The sequence below is a fragment of the Enterobacter sp. V89_11 genome, assembly GCF_029967775.1.
In the GTDB taxonomy this organism is placed as follows: domain Bacteria; phylum Pseudomonadota; class Gammaproteobacteria; order Enterobacterales; family Enterobacteriaceae; genus Enterobacter; species Enterobacter ludwigii.
Map to the genome: position 1 here is coordinate 78,102 of NZ_JASCAN010000002.1, position 22,394 is coordinate 100,495.

Sequence of the window (22,394 nt, forward strand, 5' to 3'; positions counted from 1 at the left end):
CGTCGTTTTTTAGCAAAAGGAGGGAGAGGTGTTTGCGGAGTTTGGTGTACTTAATTTCTGGACCTATGTGGTAGGGGCATTTTTTATCGTGCTGGTGCCTGGACCGAACACATTGTTTGTACTGAAAACCGGTATTGGGCACGGTGTTAAAAAAGGGTATCTCGCCGCCACTGGCGTGTTTATCGGCGATGCAGTGCTGATGTTTCTGGCCTGGGCGGGCGTCGCAGCATTAATCCAGACGACCCCGGTTCTGTTTAATATTGTGCGCTACCTCGGCGCTTTCTATCTCCTGTGGCTCGGCGGCAAAATGCTCTGGTCAGTCATCACCCGTCAGAAGAATAGCCATGAGAGCGGAACCGAGCCTGCGAGCATGATCATGAAACGCTCGCTGGTGCTGAGCCTGACGAATCCGAAGGCTATTTTGTTCTATGTCTCGTTCTTTGTGCAGTTCATCGATGTGAATGCGAAAAACACGGGCACGTCTTTCCTGATCCTCGCGACCACGCTGGAGCTGATTAGCTTTATGTATATGAGCTTCCTGATCTTCTCTGGTGCGTTTGTCACGCGTTATCTGAAAACCAAAAAGAAACTGGCAAAGCTGGGGAACGGGCTGATTGGGCTGCTGTTTGTCGGATTTGCGGCGCGCTTAGCGTCACTGCACTGAAGAGAACTGAAGAGATGAGTGGCTCCTTTCGGAGCCACTTTTGCATCAAAACACTTTCTTGTACGGGCGAACCGTCACCTTCGCATAGACACCTGCGGCAACGTACGGGTCTGCATCAGCCCAGGCCTGAGCCGCTTCCAGGGATTCAAACTCGGCAATCACCGTGGAGCCCGCGAAACCGGCAGCGCCAGGGTCATTGCTGTCTACCGCAGGCATTGGACCCGCGGTCAGTAATCGACCTTCATCCTGGAGCAGTTGTAAACGCGCCAGATGGGCAGGGCGAACGGACTGGCGTTTTTCGAGGGAATCAGCGACATCTTCAGAGTAAATCACGTAAAGCACGGTGAAGCTCCTTAACCATTAAAAGTGTCAGTAACGTTATGTGAAAGGGCAACTGACTGCAATGTAAAGATAAAAACAATGTTAAAACCCTGATCTGAATGCGCCTTTTTTGGCCTCTCTTGCGCTTAAATTGCGCCAGGACAAAGTGTCTTATTGAATATGATTGCTATTTGCATTTAAAATCAGTGTTCGGTTTTTTAACGTTGATGATTATGACTTCGATGACCCTTGATTTACCTCGCCGCTTTCCCTGGCCGACGCTGCTTTCTGTCGTTATTCACGGTGCTGTTGTGGCGGGTTTGCTTTATACCTCGGTTCATCAGGTTGTTGAAATGCCAGCGCCCGCACAGCCTATTTCTGTGACGATGGTCTCGCCAGCGGATCTCGAACCGCCGCAGGTTGCGCCTCCGCCGCCACAGCCCGTCGCCGAACCGGAACCCGAACCTGAACCTGTGCCGGAACCGCCAAAAGAAGCTCCGGTGGTGATCCACAAACCCGAGCCGAAGCCGAAACCTAAGCCGAAGCCAAAACCGGTGAAGAAGGTAGAAGAACGTCCAAAACGCGAAACGCGTCCGGTTGAACCCCGCGCCACGCAGACGGTAGAAAACGCAGCACCTTCGCGTCCGGTGATGAATAACACCACGACGACAGCCAAACCGACAGTCACCGCACCTGCGGGACCGCGTGCGGTCAGCCGTAATCAGCCGCAGTATCCGGCTCGTGCTCAGGCATTACGTATTGAGGGCCGTGTACGGGTGAAATTCGATGTTACGCCGGAAGGGCGTGTTGAGAACGTGGAAATACTGTCCGCGCAGCCGTCTAATATGTTCGAAAGAGAAGTGAAAACGGCGATGCGCAGATGGCGTTATGAAGCCGGTAAACCGGGCAACGGACTGATCGTGAATATTGTCTTCCGCCTGAATGGCGGGGCACAGATGGAATAAAAAAAGCCTCCGCAAGGAGGCTTTTTTTTACCGGGCAATCAGGCCTGAGGAAGTGGTCGGGGTTTACCTTCATTGTCCACGGCCACATAAATAAACAGCGCTTCTGTCGCTTTATAACGCTGTCCAATGGGTTCGGACGAGACCTTTTTCACCCACACTTCGATGTTAATGGAGATGGAGGTATTGCCACGTTTTACGCAACGCGCGTAACAGCAAACCACATCACCCACTGCAACCGGGCGCAGGAAGGTCATGCCATCCACTCTCACCGTCACTACCCGGCCATGTGCAATCTCTTTTGCCAGAATAGCGCCGCCCATATCCATTTGCGACATCAGCCAGCCGCCAAAAATATCGCCATTGGCATTGGTGTCAGCGGGCATTGCCAGTGTGCGTAAAACCAGTTCGCCCTGAGGGGCGTTATTTGTTGTCATTGTTTTAACTCGTAACTGAAGACTTCAGGCGGGATGCTACTATGATTTCAGGCTGGAGAGAATAGACCAGAACGCCTGCTGCACACGTTCTGGTCGGTGAACGATCAGTGCTGGTCGTCCTGTGGCATGTGGCGATAGATATAAACGCCACTTAACAGCGTGAAGATGAGCGTCAGAGCCGTCAGGCCAAAGACCTTGAAGTTGACCCAGATATTCTGCGGCAGCCAGAAAGCAATATAGATATTGGCAAGACCACAGAGAATAAAGAAGATCGCCCAGGCGATATTCAGTCGAGACCACACTTCCTGAGGCAGCGTCAGCTCTTTGCCCAGCATGCGCTGGATCAGCGGCTTCTTCATCACCCACTGGCTAATCAGTAACGCACCCGCAAACAGAGCGTAAATCACCGTGACTTTCCATTTGATGAATTCATCGTTGTGGAAGAACAGGGTGAGTCCACCAAACACCGCGACCAGGACGAAGGTCACCAGCGCCATTTTTTCAACTTTACGGTAGCGAACCCAGCTGTAGATCAGCACAACCGCTGTGGCCACGATCAGTGCAGTCGTGGCGGCATAAATGTCATACAGCTTGTAGAAAGCGAAAAAGACCACGAGCGGTAAAAAATCAAGAAACTGCTTCATTCTGTGATTCCATCTTCTGTGTAGGGCCGGGCTGACGTTCCCGGCCACAGGATTACTGACGAATTAACATATACAGGCGGAACAGATAGACCAGCAGTACCGCTGAAATGAGGTTGCTCAGCGTATTTGCCACCACCGCGCCCACATTTGGCGTGAGTACCGCAAAATTCGGGGCAAACAGCAGCAGGAGCGTTTTCGCCAACAGCCAGCCGATAACAGCCGGCGCCACCAGGCGTATATTTGCCCAGGCGAGCCGGATGCTGCTGCGCATCGCGGTAAAGATCCCCAGTTTATCCTGCACGACCATTACCGGCGCGAAAGAGAGCACGATAGCCAGTAATACACCCGGCACGACGACCAGCATAATCCCCATCTGCACCAGCATGGTGGTTAAAAAGATGAGGATAAACAGCTTCGGTAATACCGGTGCGCTGGCACCAATCGCCCGCAGGGCGCTGACGCGCTGACCGGCGGAAACCAGCTGAATCATCAGCAGAACGCCACCTGCCAGAATCGCATTGCCGATCAGACCAGAGAATGTCGAAGCAGCGGAAGCCCGCAGCAGGATTTGTTGCTGCTCCGGCGTCATGTTTTGTACCAGTTCAAACAACCCCACGCTATCTGCAAGGTTGTCGCCCTGGCTCAGGCTGGCAATCTGTTCGTCACTTGGCGAGAACGCATGACCAAGCACCACTGTAATGAAGGCGCATAGCAACGCGATCAGTAAAAAGGTTAAGAACTGATTGCGGAAAAAGTTTCCCGTGTCACGGTAGACAGACTTCGCCGTGATAGACATGCACTCTCCTTGAGTATTGCAGGTGTTAATTAGCCGGCAATTGTACACCGGATAACACTGTCGTGGCAGCATCAAGGCTTGTATGGAAAAGCATATCTTTGTAAAGCGGCGGTAATCCAAAGCGCGCACGGGCACGATTACAGGCTTCATTGACCTGCCCATCCTCACCTGACATGGAAAATTCCCGGCACGGGCTGGGGCGGTGCTCGTAGATAGAGCACCGGGTGGACACCCCAGGTTCACCTTGCAGCGCAGCGCATCGGCACGGTTTTTGGTTGGTGCCGCTCATGCAGCGCAGAAAAGGCGTTAACGGTTCAGTGAGATGAACCGGAACGGTACCGCCGCCATCGCTGGCTTCGGCCCAGTAGAAAGAGACTCGAAAATACGCACAACAGGCTCCGCACGTCATGCACGGGTTAACATCACTCATGGCACACCTGCAAAAGAAGAACGCATCAAATCAACTTGTGAGAGCGCTAAATTATCCAGCTGCGAGAGGAAGAGCAAGAGGGTGAAAAGAGAAAATTTTGTAACGCCGAAATGCCAGAAATTGACCTGACGACAACTTATCGCTTTACGGTGTGTCACCAAAAATTAACCCAGATCAATGAATGTTAACTTACTGGTTTTAATGTGATCTGTAGCAGATCACTTATTACTCATTTGTGAGTATATTCTCCTCCGCGACTAAAACCACAACGATGGAGCGGATATGAAAAAATTAGCGGTGGCAGCCCTTGTATTAAGCAGTCTCTCTGGCGGCGCGTATGCGCATGAAGCAGGTGAATTCTTTATTCGTGCCGGTTCGGCAACGGTGCGTCCAACAGAAGGCTCTGATAGCGTACTGGGTATGGGCGGTTTTAACGTCAGCAACAATACCCAGCTCGGTTTGACCTTTACGTATATGGCGACGGAGAACATTGGTGTTGAGCTTCTGGCAGCAACGCCATTCCGTCATCGCGTCGGTTTAGGGCCAACCGGGGATATCGCGACGGTGCACCATTTACCGCCAACACTGATGGCGCAGTGGTACTTTGGTGATGCTAACAGTAAGGTGCGTCCGTATATTGGCGCAGGGGTGAACTACACCACCTTCTTCGACGAGAAATTTAACGATACCGGTAAAGAAGCCGGGCTTACCGATCTCAGCCTGAAAGACTCGTGGGGTGTTGCGGGGCAGGTGGGGCTGGACTATCTGATTAACCGTGACTGGTTAATTAACGCCTCGGTCTGGTACATGGACATTGATACCGACGTTCGCTTTAAAGCGGGCGGTGAACAGCAAAGTATCAGCACTCGCCTCGATCCGTGGGTGTTTATGTTCTCCGCGGGTTATCGTTTCTGATTTATCCCTTGAGACTGGCCTGGTTATGGCCAGTCTTGCTTCGGGGGGCGATTAAGGTTGCCCCTCCATATTCCAGCGTGCTGAACTCATCTCATCAAATACATGCTGAACCGTAAACGGCGGAAATACTGCCCGTTTAGCCCCGTCAGCCAACGCCTGAACATAACCTATTCACACCATTCCTAAAGTCGAGGTGCAGATTGCACCGATTACCGCTTCATGCGTGAGGCTCGGTCAATGCGGCGTCCAGTGATTGCTCAATGGCGCAGGCCTGTAGCCCGTGGATATTGTTATCCGAGACTTTACCGGAACGCTTATAAGTACAGGCATCGGGGGCACGTTGTTTGTGACAGCGTTTAGGGGGAAGGGGAACACATCCGGCAAGCGCAGCAGTAATACACACTGACGGAAGAATTTGATTCATGAGAAAGTCCATTTATGAAAGTTATTCCGCAAGCAGGCTATCGGAGTTGGGAGGAGATTAATGCCAGATGCCGCAATATACTGTTCTCGAAAAGCGAGACGTTAAATTTTACAGGACATAATATTGAAAAGAATAATTATTGCGGCTGCGGTTATGCTCATTTCTGGCTGCCATCAACAGCCCATGCAACCTGAACCGGCGCAGAAACCGTGCAATGGAATAACGAATAAGCCTTTCCCTGCCATGCCCGTAAAGGCACAGGCGCTGGGCATTGAGGGTAACGTTGTTTTCTCTTTTTCTGTGGGCGACGATGGTCATCCACACGATATACGTATTGTCTCTGCACAGCCTGAAGGGGTGTTTGAACGCGAAACGCTGCGTGCCGTGCAATTATGGTGTTTATCACCGAATAAAAGCCGTCAAACAGAAACGGTCACTTTCACAGTAAATAAGCCCCGATAGCCCGGGGCTTATCTTTCCTCGCAGGCACGCTAACGCACCACCAGCACCGGGCATTTTGCGTGGCGCACGATGACCGCAGCGTTAGAGCCTAACAGATAGGTCGAAATATCAGGTCGATGAGACGCAATAATTATCAGGTCTGCATTGATACTCTCAGCCAGTTTCAGGATCTGATCTTTAGGCGTGCCAGAAATGGCGTGGGTCTGAATGCGGTCGGCCGGTAAATTGAACTGCGTAACGATCTCATTCAATTTCGCCAGCGCCTCCTGCTGCATTTCTTCCAGTTTTGGCATCTCAACGGAATAGGCCAGACCAAGAGAGGAATAGTAGGGGAAAGAAGGAACGACAGTCAGAAAATGCACTTTGCCGTTACTGATTGCTGCGTTCGCCTGAACATAGGGAATCACCTGTTCGGTCAGGCGACGCTCTGAAATATCGACAGGAACGAGAATTGACGCAAACATGCCACACCTCCTGTTTGTTTTTTATCCACTTTAAGTGTAGTTCCGGGGGAGAGCAGGGGACTGTATTTACCGCCAAAGTGGGACGTAAGGCGGATTTTTGGGGCAGGAGACGCCCCCGGTTAAGGAGCGTCTGTGGCGGGATTATTTCTGTATCAAATAACGAATGGTTGGCCCATCCTGTTGAATGTCCAGCACGGTGTAACCGTGGTTTTTAGCATCCAGAGGAATGTTGTTGATAGACTGCGGGCAGTCGCTCACCACCTCCAGAATTTCCCCTTTCCTGAGCTGAGGCAGGGCTTCCAGCGTAGCGACAGCGGGATAAGGGCAGGGTTCGCCCACCATATCCAGACGATAGTCAGGCACGATCTCTTTCATGCGGCATTCTCCTGCGTTTCATTTTTGACAGCGGCACGGCGGAAGAACCGTTTCTCCTGCGCAATCACCAGTAAAAAAGCGACCAGCAGTAGGGCGTACGTTACTAACAGGCCACCGAGCGGGCCGAACGTGCTGAGCAGGTTGACCTTATCCCAGTTTGTCGCGAGGACAGGAGAAAGGGAATCCCAGTAGTACGCAAGGAGAGTTGACCCGAGCACGTTCCCCAGGCCAACCCACCAGTAATGCACCTGACCTTCAACGGCGCGGTACATCCAACCGGTTTCACAACCGCCAGCCAGCACAATCCCGAAGCCAAACAGCAGGCCGCCAATCACCGCATTCGGGCCGGCCCACATGATTTTCGGTTCAACACCTAACTGAACATAGCTGAAGATGCCGATAGCACTCACCGCCATCCCGGCAATAATCGCTTTTGCCATCATTGTTCGCCCGGTGATCCACATATCGCGAAACGCTGAAGTAAAGCAGATCTGCGCGCGTTCAATAAGCAAACCAAAGCCCACGCCAAACAGCATTGCCAGACCCAGTTTAGGTTGATTGAGCGCTGTACACAGTGCCCATGCCACCATGGCGAAAAAGACCAGCATCCCCAGGCGGAAACGACGGTGTGCCTGAGCCGGTTTTTGCGTCAGCGGCGATGCGGCGCTGACCTTAACCATCCTGACGGGAATACGGAACAGCGGCAAAAGGGTAAATTTTGCGCCAAAGTAAGAACCGATGGCGGTAGCGACGGCAAAGAACCAGGCATGTAGCGAAAACTGTGGGATACCGGTAAAGAAGGCGGCAAGGTTACAGCCCATCGCCAGGCGCGCACCGAAACCGGCAATCATGCCGCCGATGACCGCCTGTACGATGCGGATCCGACTTTTTGGCATTCTCAGCTTAACGTTGTTTGCCCACAGCGCGGCGGCAAAACAGCCGCCGAACATGCCGATGATCATCATCCCGTCGATGCGGGTCAGCGGAGTGCCTTCCAGATGAATGAGCTTAAAGTAACCCCACTCTTCAGCATGCACACCGGCAAGCTGCAGCAGCTGTCCACCCCAGCGGGTAAACTCGCCGGTTACAGCCCAGAACGTACCGGTAATGCCGAAATAGTAAGTAGACAGGATCCCCGCTGCGATAACGGCGGGTACAGGTGACCAGAACTTAACCAGGTAAGTCTGTTTGAAGTATTGCCATGACATGAGTAAGCCTCTGAACTCAGAAGGTATATTTGGATTTAACGGGCTGGAATATATAACTTTTTTTCTTTCTCCAAAACCTCTCCAAAACTTTTCTCAAAAATACCTACCTTTTTTATGACCTCCGTCATCAAATCTTCCTGATATCTCCTGGCAATCACTCACCCGGCTGCAAAATATTCACTCTTTTCGCGGCTCCTCACGCAGAATACGCGAGCGGCAGACATCCAGAATTTCGTCAGCGAGCGCAGAATTATCCGGGCAGGCACGGGACAACACCAGAGCCCCGACAAGATGTGCAAAGGTGTCTATCAGGTCAGCACGTGAGACATTTTCGTCGCTTAACATTGCCAGCTGACGTTCAACCCCGGCTGCAAATGTCTCTTTGATGGACTCAGACTGACGGGCGGTGTCGGTGCCCAGGGCAGACATCACACAACCCCTGGCCATATCATCGCGATGCTGTCGGGAGAGGTAATATTCAATGAATTTTTCTCGGTCCACACCCGCCAGGTTTTCCGCGGCGTGTACAAAACCACAATTCATGGCTTCTGACATCAGGTCGGCCTTTGAACCAAAGTGCTTATAAAACCCGCCGTGGGTTAAACCCGCCGCAGACATCAGCTCCGCCACGCCCACGCCGTCATAGCCGCGCTCACGAAAAAGTTCTGATGCCGTTTCAACAATGCGCATCCGGTTTTCCCGAACCTGCTCTTTTGACACTTTCATGCTTTCCCGCCCCCTTACAAAACAAGGCTCAATTATACATTGATGATGATCATAATCAAACCAGTTGACTTTATAGATTATGATCATCATCATTAAATCCATGTCCCCGACGGCGCTTCGCAGAGGTATGCGCGCTCCGTCAGTTTGACTGAGATCAGCAAAAAGAGCCGGACATATCCCCGGATTTACCTGCATCGAACAGTGCAGATTCTGTTCAACATTTAATAAAGAAGATCACATATGACGAAAACTTCAGTTCTCATTACAGGTGCATCGACGGGTATTGGTGCTGTTTATGCGCAAAGATTTGCGAGCCGTGGACATGACCTGGTTCTGGTTGCCCGCGATAAAACAAAATTAGACGCACTCGCCGAGCGTCTGCGACAGGAGAAGGGCGTTTCTGTAGATGTTCTGCCAGCCGACCTCACTCAGGCAGCGGATTTAGCGACGGTGGAAGCTCGTCTTCGTGAAGACGAAAAAATAGGGGTGCTGATTAATAACGCAGGCATGGCACAGTCGGGCAATTTTACCGGCCAGACGCCTGAGGCAATTGAGCGTCTTATCGCCCTGAACGTCACTGCGCTGACGAGGCTTGCCAGTGCCGCGGCGCCACGGTTTGTCAAAACCGGAGAAGGCGCAATCGTCAATATCAGCTCCGTCGTTGGGCTCGCCCCGGAATTTGCCATGACGGTTTACGGTGCAACCAAAGCCTTTGTGCTTTTCCTGTCGCAGGGATTGCATCTTGAGCTGTCCTCTGCGGGCGTTTACGTCCAGGCGGTACTTCCGGCCGGCACTTACACCGAAATCTGGGAACGTGCAGGTATTGATATCAGTAAGGCGCCCGAGATGATGGAAGTGGGTCAGTTAGTTGACGCAGCCCTGGCCGGCTTTGATCGTCGCGAACTCGTCACCATCCCTCCTTTACAAAATGCTGCCCACTGGGATGACCTGGAGAAGGCGCGTCAGGCGTTGCTGGCGGATATCAATCAGGCTAAAGCGGCAGAACGGTACACAGTGTAGCCACGGGGATTCGGCATAACCCTATGCCGCGTTGTTTCCCTGCCGCGTGTTGTTGCGCTGCAGGGTGAGCAGGACTCCATCAAGAGAGCGTAGTGAGAATGACAAAAAAACGTGTAGCACTGGTGACCGGAGCTTCTTCGGGGATCGGTGAGGCGTCGGCTAAAAAACTGCTGGCCGCGGGGTATACGGTCTATGGCACCAGCCGGCGCGGTGCGCAGGCAGGTACACATCCCTTTGCGTTATTAACGCTTGATGTGACGGACGATGCGTCCGTGAGCGCCGCCATTGAGGCGTTACTGCACCTGGAAGGGCGGATAGATTTGCTGGTGAATAATGCGGGCTCTGGGGTTGCTCCTGCGGCCGCGGAAGAAAGTTCGATTGATCAGGCCAGGCGTATTTTCGACACCAACTTTCTTGGCCTGGTCAGAATGACGCGGGCAGTGATCCCGCACATGCGCCGTCAGGGCAGTGGCCGCATCATCAACATTGGTTCGATATTAGGGATTGTCCCGCTACCTTACGTGGCACTGTATGCAGCCAGTAAGCATGCGGTTGAAGGGTATACGGGCGCGCTGGACCATGAACTGCGCACACAGGGTATCAGGGTTTCCGTGATCGAGCCGGCCTATATAAAGACACAGTTCGACGTAAACAATTTAGAACCTGACGCGAAGCTAGAAGAATATGAACCGCTCCGGGCTAAGCTGAACAACGTCGTCAGCAAGGCAATGGACGAGGCGGAACGTCCGGAAGTGGTGGCTGATGTGGTGGTAAAGGCTGCCCAGTCTTTACGGCCTAAGGTGCGTTATACGGCGGGCACGCTGGCGGGGAAACTGAATTTCATTCGCCGCTTTGCGCCGGCTTCACTTCTGGACAAGGTAGTACGCAACAGTCTTCAGCTCGACGCGAAAGAATAAGAATATGAAATTTTCTCAACTGGCTATTCTGACTGCCGGGTTGTTTTTCATCCTGGCGGCGATATGGATGTTCTGCCCGCAACTGCTGTTAACGCAGTGGGGAATCACGCCAACACCGGGAACTGATGTGCTCGGCCATCGCTCTGCCGCCCTGTACGCGGGCCTGGGGGTGATGTGTTTATTCGCCAGGCATGCAGAGCCCACGCTGGCCCGCTATGCCCTGGCAGCAGGGATCGGTACGTTATGTTTGATTTTAGCCGTGTCCGGCGTTGTTGAGTGGTATGCAGGACACGTTAATGGGCAGATCGTTATTGCAGTATTTATCGAGCTATTCCTGGGTATCGCTTTTTTACTCAGCAACAGCGTTGGTAAGAAACACGCCACCGGCAAACCCGGCAGAGTAAAAGACAAATGAATAAGAAGACGATGAAAGCATTTACGTTCAAACGCTATGGTAAATCCCCTGAACTGGGATTCGACGACGTCGATTTTCCGTCCCCTGGTGATGATGAAATTCTGGTCAAAGTGTATGCAGTAGGTCTGAACCCGATCGATAACATGATCCCGACCGGCATGTTCAAACGTGTTCTGCATTTCAGTCTCCCCGCGACGTTGGGCAGTGACGTGTCCGGCGTTGTCGTTGCCACAGGACGCCGCGTGAGGCGTTTCAAAGCAGGCGACGAGGTTTTCGCCAGTATTTTTGACAGGGGAACGGGTTCGCTTGCTGAATTTGTGCGGGTGCCTGAAAACCTTGCAGCGTTAAAACCCGCCACCCTGGATTTCGTACAGGCAGCGTCGCTTCCGATGGTCAGTCTCACCTCCTGGCAAGCGCTGACGGAACGCGCGAAGCTGCGAGCGGGGCAGAAAGTATTTATCCCGGCCGGCTCCGGTGGAATTGGCAGTTTTGCTATCCAACTGGCAAAACACCTTGGCGCAACGGTAGGGACGACAACCAGCACCGCCAACATTGACTGGGTGAGCCGCCTTGGTGCAGATGAGGTGGTTGACTATAAAAAGCAGGAATTCGAAAAAGTGCTGAGCGGCTACGATATTGTCCTCGGTACTATCAGAGGTGACGCGATTGAGAAATCCACCCAAATCCTTAAACCGGGAGGGAAGATAGTTTCCCTGATCGGGCCGTTAGATACGGCTTTCGCACGGGAAAGACACCTCAATGTTTTCCTGCGTTTTGTATTAGGACTGTTGAGCCGCAAAATCATGCGACTGTCAAAAAAACGAGGATTAACCTATTCGTTTCTCTTTGTCCGCCCTGATGGCAGCCAGCTTAGCCAAATCGCTGAACTCATGGACGCTCAACGCATCAAGCCTGTTATCGACAACGTTTTCCCCTTTGCCGAAACTGGCGACGCCTTCGCCTATCTGGCTCGCGGGCATGCAAAGGGGAAAGTGGTGGTTAAAATTCATGAGTGATAGAGACGAAGGCTTGCCTCTGCGCTAAGCATAAATGACCAGGGTTATCGCCTCAGGGAAGAGGTATAGTCACTATCACCGTTCGTATCAGTTATAGCCCTCCGTCTTCATCGCATAATGCGGCCAGATGTCAGGATCGTGCCCGGGAATAATTTCCGCATTATGCATCTGGGTAACCACTCTTAGTTTTGCCACCGATCGTGCCACCTCACTGGCCGATGTCATCAAGCCAGGCAGGGCTTTATCCTGAAAATGGTCAAGCGTATAGGCAGCATCTATCGCCAGGGTGAACGATTTTCCACTCGGAAGGGAGACGACAAAAGATTGATGACCCGGGGAGTGGCCTGGCGTGTAAATGATTTTCAGAACGCCGTCGCCATACAGATCAAAACCGTCATCGGCATCTCCTGCCAGAAACTGCCATTTGAGACCTTCGCGATGAAAATCTTTCCGACAGTAGGCCCCGGCGGTAAACCAGTCCGGTGAAAAGGCATAGTCGTACTCAGCACGCTGTACAAGATGAGTGGCTTCAGGAAAGCGGCCAATCGCGCCGGTATGGTCAGAGTGGAGGTGGGAGAGTAAAACATAACGCACCGATTCTGGCCTTATTCCGAGATTTGCCAGTTGTCTTCTACAGCCCTGGTTTGTATCCATGATGGGTTGATACTGGTCAACAGCCGGTCCCCAGTAGGCGCGGGGATCCTTCAGCCCTTCCACCGCAAGCCCACCGTCAATAACAACATTCCCCTGCGGATGCGTCAGTAAAAACCAGGGGACAGGTATAATGTAGTCGGCGCCTTCACCCTGATTCATCCTGATATCGTGATATTTACAACGCTGATAGCCCGACTGGAACATATAAAGCCTGATATCTGACATGCTTCTTTTCCCGTAAAAAATGAAATCTTCTGTACGCCATAGCTACAACAGCCGTGGACGCACAGATTTTCATTAACAGAAGGGCCTAGCAGTAGAGGGGCGGGACCACTTTCATTTATCGGTTTTACCAATATAATCGGTGAATGGATTTACTTACGGCAATGCGTATTTTCATTCGGGTGGTTGAGCGCGGAAGCATGTCTGCCGCTGCGCGCGATCTCGGCATCGGACAGCCGGCGGTCAGTGAAAGGATAGAGCGTCTGGAAGCTCATCTTAATACCCGCCTGCTGCGACGTCACACGCGCCGAATGTCTCTCACGAATAGCGGGACGCTGTTCTATGAACGGAGCAAAAGCGCTGTTGCAGCGGCTGACCATGCGCTGGCAATCGCGGATAATGGTGAGGCAATTAGTGGAACCCTGCGCATTGCCGCACCCTATGGAGCCGGGGAAGAGTTACTTATGCCCGCCCTGCTTAAACTGCAATTGGCCTATCCGGGCATAAACATAGATCTGGTGCTCAGTGACAGAGTGACGGACCCGGTCACCGAAGGTGTGGATATCTCGCTACGTCTTGGTGAGGCGGGGGAAGGATATTATGTTGCCCGCCCGTTGGGGAAAATTGAGCGGTTGCTGGTGGCCTCTCCCGAATATTTGCAGCGTTATGATATGCCCCGTACACCGGGTGAGCTCGCCCGACATGCGTTTGCTCGTGTTTCGGGCCTGTTTATGAATAACCATGTGACGCTGATCGCGCCTGACAACGCGTTACTCACCGTCCCTGTGAGAATAACATTCACTTCCAGCCACTGGCGGCCGTTACGTACTGTGCTTCTGGCAGGAAGGGCAATCGGGGTATTGCAGTCTCCGGTTTGCCGACAGGAGATTGCCGACGGGCATCTCGTACCTGTGTTACCCGACTACATTGTTCCTTCATTCCCTGCATATCTACTTTATCCCCCGGCTAATATCATCTCCGCTGAAACACGAGCATGTGTCGCTTTCCTTGAAAACGAACTTCGCACAAGCCTTACGCGTTCGGTAACAAAAGGGCAGCCATAGTTCTCAAGCTGGAATACGAGGCTGTTAAATAAACGGTTGAACAAAATTTCTTGCCTGCCTGAGGTACACCCGGTTAATGGCTTGCCCAGTCGAGCATGCGTCATTCGCTGCTACGGTGCGGCAACTCTCCGGAAGCTAAATATTCTGCGCGGGTTTGAAACTACTGCAGTGACGTCTTCCCCCACTGCCTGACGTGTTCAATCAGAGCCCGCAGCTTGGGGGCCATATTTCGACGTTGCGGGAAGTACAGATAAAACCCAGGAAAAGGTGGAAGAAAATCATCCAGTAATGAAACAAGCTGTCCTTTTTCAATAAATGGCCTGAATGTTTCATAGGTTGCAAAGGTAATTCCTCCCCCCGCAAGCGCGAGCCTGAGCATGAGACGGAGATCGTTGGTGGTGATATGCGGTTCAACCGCCACGTCGAAAGGTATTCCCGCTTCCTCAAATTCCCAGCGATAGGGCGCGACGTCTGGCGATGGGCGCCAGCCGATACAGCGATGGCGGATAAGCTCTCGCGGATGGCGCGGTGCGCTGTGGGCCGCCAGATACGTTGGTGATGCCACCACCACTTCCCGTTGCTGTCCCGTCAGAGGGACAGCAATCATGTCTTTTTCGATCACGTCACCGAGCCTTACGCCGGCATCAAAGCCCGCTGCCACGATATCAAATTCGTCATCCGACACGACGATATCGATGGTGACGGCAGGGTTAGCGGCTGTAAAGGACGCGAGCAGAGGGCCTGAAAGAAATTCTTCTGCAATTGAGGTGACAGCAATTTTCAGATGCCCTCGCGGCCCGTTGTCAGAGAGAACGTCTTCGCACGCCGCGTCAATCGTCGATAGCGGTACGGACAACGATTTTCGCAGCCGTTCTCCCGCTTCAGTCAGGTTTACCGAACGCGTGGTGCGCATGACAAGCAGGGTCCCGAACGTATCCTCCAGGCGTCTGATCCCCTGGCTGACCGCCGATCGCGTCACGCCAAGACGTTCGGCGGCAGCGCTGAAGCTACGTTCCTCCGCGACAGCCAGAAACAGAGGTAAAAGATTAAGGTCAATTTTCATTGTTTAGGTTTGCTAACCAGTGTGTACACCAGTGGCAGGATACACGAAACAATGCCTTCGTTCTATTATCCCTCTGAACTCAACTGAAGGAGTAAGTCATGGATAAAGTCATCTTGATCACCGGTGCATCCAGCGGTATCGGAGAGGGTATTGCACGAGAGCTTGGCAATGCAGGCGCGAAATTGTTACTTGGGGCACGCAGGAAAGATCGTATTGAAGCTATCGCTGCAGAAATTCGCAGTACAGGCGGGCATGCGGAAGCCTGCGAGCTGGATGTCACAAATCGCCAGTCGATGTCTGATTTCGTGCAGGCGGCATTGACTACGTGGGGGCGTATTGACGTTCTGATCAACAACGCGGGAATAATGCCCCTTTCTCCGCTGGCAGCGGGTAAATATGATGAATGGGAACGTACCATTGATGTGAATATCAAGGGCGTACTATGGGGGATTGGCGCCGTGCTTCCCACCATGGAAGCGCAGGGCTCCGGTCAGATAATCAATATTGGCTCTATCGGTGCTCTCTCTGTGGTGCCGACAGCTGCCGTCTATTGCGCCACAAAGTTCGCCGTTCGGGCGATTTCAGATGGCTTGCGACAGGAAAGTGCCAGCATCCGTGTCACCTGCGTCAACCCCGGTGTGGTGGAAAGCGAACTTGCCTCGACCATTACTCATCCGGAAACGCAGGCGGCAATGGAGGTATACCGTTCCATTGCACTCCAGCCGGCTGATATCGCCCGCGCTGTTCGGCAAGTGATTGAAGCGCCTGAAAATGTTGATACAACAGAAATCACGATTCGACCTACCGCGTCTGCGAACTGAACTGGCTAACGCATATGCATCACGAAAGCTGCCTGTAAGGCAGCTTTTTTTTTCGCGTCACGGAGTGCAGGGTGAAAATTGTATGTGTATTGAAAAGGTCATAACGCGGGCCAGACAACCGGTTTGGCCCGCATGGCAAACTTACCACTGCTGCTCTGTGGGCATGATGAACAATTCTGCCACGTCGACATGGTCCGGCGCGCGCAGCACATAAAGGATGGAATCAGCAATATCCTCTGACTTCAGGAACGTCATGTGTTCCTTCAGGTTTTCCATCTGTGCGCGGTAGTTTTCGTCAGTAATGTGCTCGAATAATTCACTTTCAACCGCGCCTGGCTGAAGTGAGGTTACGCGAATATTGTATTGAGAAGAAAGCTCCATGCGTAATACATCTGAAAATGCGGCTACCGCATGTTTCGTCGCGCAATATACCCCGAGTCCAGCGAACGTTTTTCTGCCCGCAATCGAGGAAGTATTGATGATATGCCCTGACTTTTGCGCTTGCATCACAGGGAGTACCGCGGCAACCGTGTTCATTAAGCCCTTAATATTGACATCAACCATACGATGCCACTCCTCCAGTTTGAGACTGGCGATGTCTGAAATGGGCATGAGTCCGGCATTGTTAAAGGCGATATCAATGTGGCCATAGGCGTCGTGCAGTTTCTTCACGCCGTCGAAGACTGACGCCTGGTCAGTCACATCCATTTCCAGCGCAATGGCTTCTCCGCCGAAGGCCTTGATTTCTGACACCAGCGCCTGGAGACGATCCCGGCGGCGGGCCGCGAGTCCCACTTTGACCCCCTCTCTGGCCAATTTAATGGCGGTGGCTGCGCCAATACCGCTTGATGCACCGGTCACGATGGCTGATTTACCGTTGAGTTCCATGATTAATCCTCTTATGCGTTTGTTTCAGCGCTTCAGCAAAGAACATCTGAAGTTCGGGTCAATCATGTCTGCAAAAGGCACTCTCTTCGCGCGGTGGTTTGCTCACACTGTCGGTGTTTTGCTACGCATATTTTCGTGGCGATATTGGGAGGGCGAAATACCGGTGTGCTTGCGGAATATGGCAGCAAAATGGCTGGGGCTGTTGTAGCCCACGGTCAGGGCGATGCTGATCATCGAATCCTCTGTCTCGGACAACAGGCGGCGCGCCTCTTCCATTCGCAAGCGGATAAAATAATGGGAAGGCGAAAGCCCGGTAGACTGTTTAAAGACCCGGCTGAAATGGAATTCACTAAGCTCGGCAAGGCCAGCCAGACGTGCTAAGTCAAAGGGGTGAGCCAGCTCTTCATGCATCGCCTTAAATACCCGGTGTAATTTATATGCCTGCAACCCGCCGTGGTGTCGCTTTGCCGATGTCCGGTAAGCACGGGAGAGATGTACGGCAAGGGCTTGAGCGATACCCTGGATGTAAGGTCCACTGGGTGGGTGCTGAAAATAAAGCTCTGCGCGCATAAGTTCCAGCAGGGCTGACAGTGTTTCATCGCGTTCGCCCGACACTTCCCGCAGCTCAATACCCTGCATCAAGGACACACCAATATAGACGTGCATAACGATGAAAGGGCTGTCTGGCTCGGCTTGCCATCTCATCTCTGTCGGAGAGGTGTCGGTCGTGAGAAAAAAATCACCTGCGGTAACGTGGTTTTCTGACCACTCTCCGCCCAGAGGCCGTTCTTCAACGACGGCCCGCCCAGAGAGTATCCAGACAATGAAAGGCTCTGGCACGGCCGGGATAATAACGTTGTCCTGTCTCTGCCGGCGCGCCAGAATTTGAATGAAGACATCCCGGGAAGATTGTGCCCGATGTTCCTTGAGCAATTCGCCCGGAATGTACGCTTCGAATGATTCAGCGGAAGTACGTTGAGCCATATTTGTCAATAACGTCTCTTAAGCCAGTTTCACAAGGTTTAGCGCGGGAAGGGGACCACCCGGGAATTGTTGCAGATATCCCCCAATCTCAAGACTCCCTAAGTCTATACTGGCGAAGCCCATTCGGGTGGCTAATTCCTCAACGTCCGCTTTTGCATCAGCGTGGTCACCGGACATAAAGACCACGCGGCGCCCGCCAGATTGGGACGGATCTTGCGCAAGAACGTTTGGCAGAAGCGTGTTGAAGGCTTTGACGACCCGGGCTCCCGCTGCCCATTCTGAAACGCGCTGGGATGAGTTTTTACCCCCCAGATCTGCAAGGGTGTAGCCCGGCAAAAGTACCGGGTTAGTCGCGTCAATCAGAATACGACCCTCCCAGTTCACCCCACTTAATGCGGCCTCGGTTCTGTTCCAGTTGGTACTTATAAAAACGATTTCGGCTTCGGCAGCCTGTTGTACCGTTCCGGCGCGGGCTTTGTCGCCCAATGCCTCAATCACTTCAGCCAGGCTGTCCGGGCCACGACTGTTACTGAGGATGACATTCACGCCTGCGTTGACCAGCTGGTGGGCAAAAGCTTGTCCGATGGCGCCTGCACCAATAATGCCGACAGTATTTGTTTTCATAGTTTGTTTCCTTAAATGAACAGATGCGTTGATGTGTTTGGCGACGTTGCTTGAGAACATGAAAGGAGAATAGTGCTCACCGATCTATCTGTGTAGCCTATATAATTAGATGGTATACATCTAAAGGAGCGATACATGCTGGATGGTATGTCGATTGATCAACTGCGTACTTTCATTGCTGCGGTTGATGAAGGCAGTTTCTCGGCCGCAGGTCGCAAACTTCGCCGGGCGCAGTCCGTCGTTAGCGCTACGCTGGCAAATCTGGAATCTCAGGTAGGTTTTCCTTTATTTGAGCGAACGGGACGTTACCCGAAACTGACGGAGGCGGGGGCAGCCTTACTGGAGGCCGCACGCCATACGCTTGCCGGAATGGACGCGTTTAAGGCTAAGGCGCGTATCCTGGCAGAAGGCCTGGAACCCGAACTCGCCGTGTCTGTGGATGTGATGTTTCCGATAGAGATCCTGACCGCAGTCGTGAAGGAATTTCATCTGGCCTTTCCCGGCACACCGTTGCGTCTTTATGTTGAGGCGCTGGGCGCGGTACTTCAGCCATTGCTGGCCGGCAACTGTCGGGTCGCGATTATCGGCTCGCTACCGGATGTTCCGACCGGGTGTGCCTCTGAGTTCCTGCTCAGTGTTCCTGCCGTGGCTGTGGTCTCACCCGATCATCCTTTGGCTAAAATGGCTGGCCCAATTCTTCGGCCGGTTATGGAGAACGCTGTGCAGCTTGTATTGGCTGACCGCTCATCACTCACGGCGGGTCGCAACTTTGGCGTGATGTCGGCTAAGACGTGGCGTTTGGGTGACATGGGGGCAAAACATGCATTCTTGCGTGCGGGCCTCGGTTGGGGTTATATGCCTTTGCCTATGGTTGAGGACGATCTTGCTAATGGCAGACTGGTTATCCTGAACCTGGAGATACAGCCCGATGTTGGCCCTGGTTTTTCCATGCATGCGGTACATATGACGCAATATCCTCCAGGGCCAGCCGGACGCTGGTTTATTAATAAGCTTAAAACGCAGTAAACCAGGTTATCTGGCGGTCAGAGCACCAGATAACCGATATCCTGCATCAGAATGTATAAAATGCCCCGACGGTAAAGAGAAGATATTCATCCTTTTGCACAATGGGGCTGTTGCTTACACGGTCTGCAAGCGTGATATACCCTAAATCTGCATAGCCGGACCAGTTATCATTAAATGTGTGTTGCCAGTTAATATCGTAATTCACACTGTTTAATCCGCTACCCGCGTTGAAAGGCCTATATCCGGAATGGGTACTTTGATTTTCACTCACCCCAAACCAGGTATTATTATACCGTGCGTCGCCGTATTTTCTTTCGGTACTGATTAGCAGAGTATCTGTATCGTTAGCAAAAAGAACGACATTAAGTTTAATTTTATATTGCATTCCCTGGCTTTCAGTCAGCGGTGCCGTAATATTTCCCTCAAAGCCTATCCAGGGTGCCATCCACCATCCTGCCGTGGTGGTGGTATTCATTACGGTATTAATCTTACCCATACCTTTAAGTTTATCAGAGCCTTCCTGAAGCCAGGCGTTTCCGCTATCCGTGCGGCCAAGGGAATACCCCAGAGCTTGCCCAAGGTAAACGCCATTACTGAACTGATGGGAATAGACGATACCTTTGTCGGTATTGACGGACCAGTCATCGTAAGTCCATCCGAAATACGGCAGCGTATTGACATCATATTTATTCGAGCCGGTATATTCAGGCGCATATTGTGAACCCACGCCAATCGTGACATAAGATGCTTTTTTATCTGATGATGCCTGTGAAGCGAACGATGCAGCGATGAGTGTTACTAAGGCGATTTTTATTTCCTTCATAAAACTTCCTGAATGAATTATGCTTATATCTATGAATTGCGGAGTATGCGGGCGGTCAATCAATATTCCTGCAAGATTTAATCAAGATTCCATCAAGGTGCGAATGTGAAACGTGTTTTAATTATTGAAGACGATTTGGATGCCGCGAATGTGCTTGAGGCTTACCTTAAGCGCGATCAGTTTCAGACCTCTTCGGCCAGCAGCGGTAACCGGGGGCTCGAACTGGCATTCAGCTGGAAGCCCGACATTATTTTACTGGATGTGATGTTGCCCGGCATGAGCGGGAACGATGTTCTGCTGGCCCTGCGCCGGCGCAGTGATATTCCCGTGATTATGATCACCGCCATCCGCGACGGCAGCGACAAAATCAGTGCCCTGCGATTTGGCGCGGATGACTATGTGGTGAAGCCCTATAACCCGGGTGAGGTGGTCGCCAGAGTCCATGCTGTACTCCGTCGTTATTCCGGCGAGCGCAGCAGCACGCTTATTGAGTACCGGGGACTGCAGGCAGATACAGAGTCCATGACGGTAAGCGTTGAGAGCGAGAACGGGCAACGGACAGCGCTGGATTTAACGCCGACGGAACTGCTGCTACTGATGACATTTCTTAAGTCGCCTAATAAGGCTTTCACCCGTCAGGCGCTTCTTGAAGCGTGTCTCCCAGAAAGTGAAGCCCTGGAGCGCGTTGTGGACACGCATATCTATAACTTGCGAAAAAAACTCGAGTCAGCGGGGCAGACTGAATTGCTGATAAACGTACGAGGGATCGGCTACCGATTTGCAAATGCATGAAAAAGTTTACGTTATCTCCACGAGGCGAACCGAGTACGCTGTGGAACTGGATATGCAAGCGGCTGATATCCCTGGCAGTCGGAAGTATTATTCTTATCGCCTTTTTTATGTGGGTGCGATTTTTTGTTGAAAACAAATGGCACGCCTACCGGATGCCAGAGGCCGTCAGGGCTGAACTCTCAGTTCTGAGCAAGCACCCTGAACAGAACATCAACCGCTATCATGAAATTATCGACACCTGGTATGGGCTGTCCTACTCAGATCCGACGATGGGGATTAAGGACTGGGTGATTCTTGGCATCCTGGTTCTGATATTCATACCGATTATTTTTATGCTTACGCTGAAAACAGCGCGACCCATTTCCCATCATATTAGCCGGCTTGCCGGTGCGGCACGGTCTGTTGCTGAAGGCGGGTTTGGGACCCGCGTGCCCGTGCCGGACAATCTGCCGCTTGAATTGCGTAGCCTCAGCGAGAACTTTAACGGGATGTCGATGCAGCTGGAACGCTACGAGAAAGATTTGAAAAAATCGCATGTGATCATGGCACATGAATTGCGCTCGCCGCTGACGGCTGCCATCGGTCGTCTGCAGGGCATTATGGACGGCGTATTTGAACCCAGTCAGGCCCAGTTGAACATGATCATGCAGCAGATGAATGATTTAAACAGACTGGTTGACGATCTGCATCTGTTAAAACTGGCTGATGCCAACCAGCTGAATTTGAGCCTGGTATCAACCAGCCTGGACCAGATAATCCGTGAGAAAGTGGCATGGACGATGCCTTCAGCCCAAAGGGTGGGAGTGAACATTATCTACCATGAGGGGGAATCTGTGACCTGTCGGGTTGATCCGTACCGGATAGGCCAGGTCTTTTTGATCCTGATGGACAATGCTCTGCGCTACGCTGCGGAAGGGGGCATCCTGGATATTCGTTATCATGTCAGCGATAAAAAGGTATCCGTTATTTTCCGCGACAACGGTCCGGCAGTCCCGGACGCACTGCTTGAAACCATATTTTCACCGTTTGTGCGTGAGGAGCAGTCCCGTTCACGACATACCGGTGGTTCCGGGCTTGGGCTCTCTATTGCCCGAGCGATATGCGAGGCGCATCGCGGTACTGTCTTTGCAGAACGGAATGCCAGCGGAGGGCTATCGTTCACGATGACGATACCGCTAAGCGAAAAGGAACAGCATTGACGGTTCCTTAACAAAGGGTGAACTGAATCTTGTAAAAA

Annotated in this window: 29 protein-coding genes; 13 read left to right on the plus strand and 16 right to left on the minus strand. The window is 52.3% G+C overall.

Annotation, left to right across the window (positions count from 1 at the left end):
• Positions 1–28: 28 nt before the first annotated feature.
• On the plus strand, positions 29–664 hold the full coding sequence (gene leuE, locus QLG09_RS01910) for a leucine efflux protein LeuE (RefSeq protein WP_014170438.1): 636 nt from the start codon (positions 29–31) through the stop codon (positions 662–664).
• A gap of 45 nt (positions 665–709) precedes the next feature.
• Here leuE and QLG09_RS01915 read toward each other — a convergent pair whose 3' ends face one another.
• The gene (locus tag QLG09_RS01915; RefSeq protein ID WP_014170437.1) at positions 710–1,006 is read right to left on the minus strand and encodes a YciI family protein; all 297 of its coding nucleotides are present in this window, start codon (positions 1,004–1,006) and stop codon (positions 710–712) included.
• Positions 1,007–1,227: 221 nt separating this feature from the next.
• Here QLG09_RS01915 and tonB point away from each other — a divergent pair, with 221 nt between their 5' ends.
• Positions 1,228–1,950, plus strand: coding sequence for a TonB system transport protein TonB (tonB, locus tag QLG09_RS01920; protein ID WP_025203933.1), 723 nt, complete (start codon positions 1,228–1,230; stop codon positions 1,948–1,950).
• A gap of 38 nt (positions 1,951–1,988) precedes the next feature.
• Here tonB and yciA read toward each other — a convergent pair whose 3' ends face one another.
• The 4 genes from yciA to QLG09_RS01940 form a co-directional block, all read right to left on the minus strand.
• Positions 1,989–2,384 (minus strand): acyl-CoA thioester hydrolase YciA, encoded by a 396-nt coding sequence (gene yciA / locus QLG09_RS01925; protein WP_014170435.1) that lies wholly within the window; start codon positions 2,382–2,384, stop codon positions 1,989–1,991.
• Between the two features lie 104 nt (positions 2,385–2,488).
• Complete coding sequence (locus QLG09_RS01930) at positions 2,489–3,028, minus strand: septation protein A (protein WP_020882387.1); 540 nt, start codon at positions 3,026–3,028, stop codon at positions 2,489–2,491.
• Positions 3,029–3,080: 52 nt separating this feature from the next.
• On the minus strand, positions 3,081–3,824 hold the full coding sequence (locus QLG09_RS01935) for a YciC family protein (protein WP_020882388.1): 744 nt from the start codon (positions 3,822–3,824) through the stop codon (positions 3,081–3,083).
• A gap of 25 nt (positions 3,825–3,849) precedes the next feature.
• Positions 3,850–4,254 carry a YkgJ family cysteine cluster protein gene (locus QLG09_RS01940; RefSeq protein ID WP_032680849.1) on the minus strand — a complete coding sequence of 135 codons (405 nt, stop codon included), beginning with the start codon at positions 4,252–4,254 and terminating at the stop codon, positions 3,850–3,852.
• Between the two features lie 282 nt (positions 4,255–4,536).
• On the opposite strand from QLG09_RS01940, the gene ompW reads away from it, so the two are divergent.
• On the plus strand, positions 4,537–5,169 hold the full coding sequence (ompW, locus tag QLG09_RS01945) for an outer membrane protein OmpW (protein WP_014170432.1): 633 nt from the start codon (positions 4,537–4,539) through the stop codon (positions 5,167–5,169).
• Between the two features lie 217 nt (positions 5,170–5,386).
• Here the strand turns inward: ompW and QLG09_RS22385 are convergent, their stop codons facing one another.
• Positions 5,387–5,593: a hypothetical protein gene (locus QLG09_RS22385; protein WP_318457155.1), complete on the minus strand. Its 207-nt coding sequence runs from the start codon at positions 5,591–5,593 to the stop codon at positions 5,387–5,389.
• Between the two features lie 123 nt (positions 5,594–5,716).
• On the opposite strand from QLG09_RS22385, the gene QLG09_RS01955 reads away from it, so the two are divergent.
• Positions 5,717–6,055 (plus strand): energy transducer TonB, encoded by a 339-nt coding sequence (locus QLG09_RS01955; RefSeq protein WP_282488706.1) that lies wholly within the window; start codon positions 5,717–5,719, stop codon positions 6,053–6,055.
• Positions 6,056–6,084: 29 nt separating this feature from the next.
• Here QLG09_RS01955 and uspF read toward each other — a convergent pair whose 3' ends face one another.
• From uspF to QLG09_RS01975, 4 genes are all read right to left on the minus strand, one after another.
• Entirely contained in the window at positions 6,085–6,519 is a 435-nt protein-coding gene (gene uspF / locus QLG09_RS01960) for a universal stress protein UspF (RefSeq protein ID WP_282488707.1), read from the minus strand.
• Positions 6,520–6,660: 141 nt separating this feature from the next.
• Positions 6,661–6,894, minus strand: a complete 234-nt coding sequence (yedF, locus tag QLG09_RS01965; RefSeq protein ID WP_014170428.1) for a sulfurtransferase-like selenium metabolism protein YedF — start codon at positions 6,892–6,894, stop codon at positions 6,661–6,663.
• The gene (gene yedE, locus QLG09_RS01970) at positions 6,891–8,102 is read right to left on the minus strand and encodes a selenium metabolism membrane protein YedE/FdhT (RefSeq protein ID WP_014170427.1); all 1,212 of its coding nucleotides are present in this window, start codon (positions 8,100–8,102) and stop codon (positions 6,891–6,893) included. The genes yedF and yedE overlap by 4 nt, the downstream gene beginning before the upstream one ends.
• A 177-nt stretch (positions 8,103–8,279) precedes the next feature.
• Positions 8,280–8,828: a TetR/AcrR family transcriptional regulator gene (locus QLG09_RS01975; RefSeq protein WP_032681991.1), complete on the minus strand. Its 549-nt coding sequence runs from the start codon at positions 8,826–8,828 to the stop codon at positions 8,280–8,282.
• A gap of 240 nt (positions 8,829–9,068) precedes the next feature.
• On the opposite strand from QLG09_RS01975, the gene QLG09_RS01980 reads away from it, so the two are divergent.
• The 4 genes from QLG09_RS01980 to QLG09_RS01995 all read left to right on the plus strand — a co-directional run bounded on the left by QLG09_RS01980 (position 9,069) and on the right by QLG09_RS01995 (position 12,196).
• Positions 9,069–9,848, plus strand: coding sequence for an SDR family oxidoreductase (locus tag QLG09_RS01980; protein WP_063156509.1), 780 nt, complete (start codon positions 9,069–9,071; stop codon positions 9,846–9,848).
• A 98-nt stretch (positions 9,849–9,946) separates the two neighbouring features.
• On the plus strand, positions 9,947–10,765 hold the full coding sequence (locus QLG09_RS01985) for an oxidoreductase (RefSeq protein ID WP_282488708.1): 819 nt from the start codon (positions 9,947–9,949) through the stop codon (positions 10,763–10,765).
• A gap of 4 nt (positions 10,766–10,769) precedes the next feature.
• Complete coding sequence (locus tag QLG09_RS01990; protein ID WP_121339584.1) at positions 10,770–11,180, plus strand: hypothetical protein; 411 nt, start codon at positions 10,770–10,772, stop codon at positions 11,178–11,180.
• Positions 11,177–12,196 carry an NADP-dependent oxidoreductase gene (locus tag QLG09_RS01995; RefSeq protein ID WP_282488709.1) on the plus strand — a complete coding sequence of 340 codons (1,020 nt, stop codon included), beginning with the start codon at positions 11,177–11,179 and terminating at the stop codon, positions 12,194–12,196. The genes QLG09_RS01990 and QLG09_RS01995 overlap by 4 nt, the downstream gene beginning before the upstream one ends.
• Positions 12,197–12,283: 87 nt before the next feature.
• Here QLG09_RS01995 and attM read toward each other — a convergent pair whose 3' ends face one another.
• On the minus strand, positions 12,284–13,075 hold the full coding sequence (gene attM, locus QLG09_RS02000; RefSeq protein ID WP_020882395.1) for an N-acyl homoserine lactonase AttM: 792 nt from the start codon (positions 13,073–13,075) through the stop codon (positions 12,284–12,286).
• Between the two features lie 161 nt (positions 13,076–13,236).
• Between attM and QLG09_RS02005 the strand changes: the two genes are divergently transcribed.
• Complete coding sequence (locus QLG09_RS02005) at positions 13,237–14,136, plus strand: LysR family transcriptional regulator (RefSeq protein WP_108648191.1); 900 nt, start codon at positions 13,237–13,239, stop codon at positions 14,134–14,136.
• A 160-nt stretch (positions 14,137–14,296) separates the two neighbouring features.
• Here QLG09_RS02005 and QLG09_RS02010 read toward each other — a convergent pair whose 3' ends face one another.
• Entirely contained in the window at positions 14,297–15,199 is a 903-nt protein-coding gene (locus QLG09_RS02010; RefSeq protein ID WP_282488710.1) for a LysR family transcriptional regulator, read from the minus strand.
• A gap of 98 nt (positions 15,200–15,297) precedes the next feature.
• On the opposite strand from QLG09_RS02010, the gene QLG09_RS02015 reads away from it, so the two are divergent.
• Positions 15,298–16,020, plus strand: coding sequence for an SDR family oxidoreductase (locus tag QLG09_RS02015; protein WP_014170418.1), 723 nt, complete (start codon positions 15,298–15,300; stop codon positions 16,018–16,020).
• Between the two features lie 141 nt (positions 16,021–16,161).
• On the opposite strand, the gene QLG09_RS02020 is transcribed toward QLG09_RS02015, so the two are convergent.
• The 3 genes from QLG09_RS02020 to QLG09_RS02030 all read right to left on the minus strand — a co-directional run bounded on the left by QLG09_RS02020 (position 16,162) and on the right by QLG09_RS02030 (position 18,576).
• Positions 16,162–16,908 carry an SDR family oxidoreductase gene (locus QLG09_RS02020; protein ID WP_020882399.1) on the minus strand — a complete coding sequence of 249 codons (747 nt, stop codon included), beginning with the start codon at positions 16,906–16,908 and terminating at the stop codon, positions 16,162–16,164.
• A gap of 102 nt (positions 16,909–17,010) precedes the next feature.
• Positions 17,011–17,892, minus strand: a complete 882-nt coding sequence (locus QLG09_RS02025) for an AraC family transcriptional regulator (protein ID WP_252069408.1) — start codon at positions 17,890–17,892, stop codon at positions 17,011–17,013.
• A gap of 18 nt (positions 17,893–17,910) precedes the next feature.
• Positions 17,911–18,576, minus strand: coding sequence for an NAD(P)-binding domain-containing protein (locus tag QLG09_RS02030; RefSeq protein WP_282488711.1), 666 nt, complete (start codon positions 18,574–18,576; stop codon positions 17,911–17,913).
• Positions 18,577–18,663: 87 nt separating this feature from the next.
• Here QLG09_RS02030 and QLG09_RS02035 point away from each other — a divergent pair, with 87 nt between their 5' ends.
• The gene (locus QLG09_RS02035) at positions 18,664–19,542 is read left to right on the plus strand and encodes a LysR family transcriptional regulator (protein ID WP_348994670.1); all 879 of its coding nucleotides are present in this window, start codon (positions 18,664–18,666) and stop codon (positions 19,540–19,542) included.
• Between the two features lie 46 nt (positions 19,543–19,588).
• Here QLG09_RS02035 and QLG09_RS02040 read toward each other — a convergent pair whose 3' ends face one another.
• Positions 19,589–20,365, minus strand: a complete 777-nt coding sequence (locus QLG09_RS02040) for a MipA/OmpV family protein (protein ID WP_040017670.1) — start codon at positions 20,363–20,365, stop codon at positions 19,589–19,591.
• Between the two features lie 105 nt (positions 20,366–20,470).
• Here QLG09_RS02040 and QLG09_RS02045 point away from each other — a divergent pair, with 105 nt between their 5' ends.
• Both QLG09_RS02045 and QLG09_RS02050 read left to right on the plus strand, forming a co-directional pair.
• Entirely contained in the window at positions 20,471–21,157 is a 687-nt protein-coding gene (locus tag QLG09_RS02045; RefSeq protein ID WP_014170413.1) for a response regulator, read from the plus strand.
• Entirely contained in the window at positions 21,154–22,356 is a 1,203-nt protein-coding gene (locus QLG09_RS02050; protein WP_044868160.1) for an ATP-binding protein, read from the plus strand. Before QLG09_RS02045 ends, QLG09_RS02050 begins: the two co-directional genes overlap by 4 nt.
• Positions 22,357–22,394 lie beyond the last annotated feature (38 nt).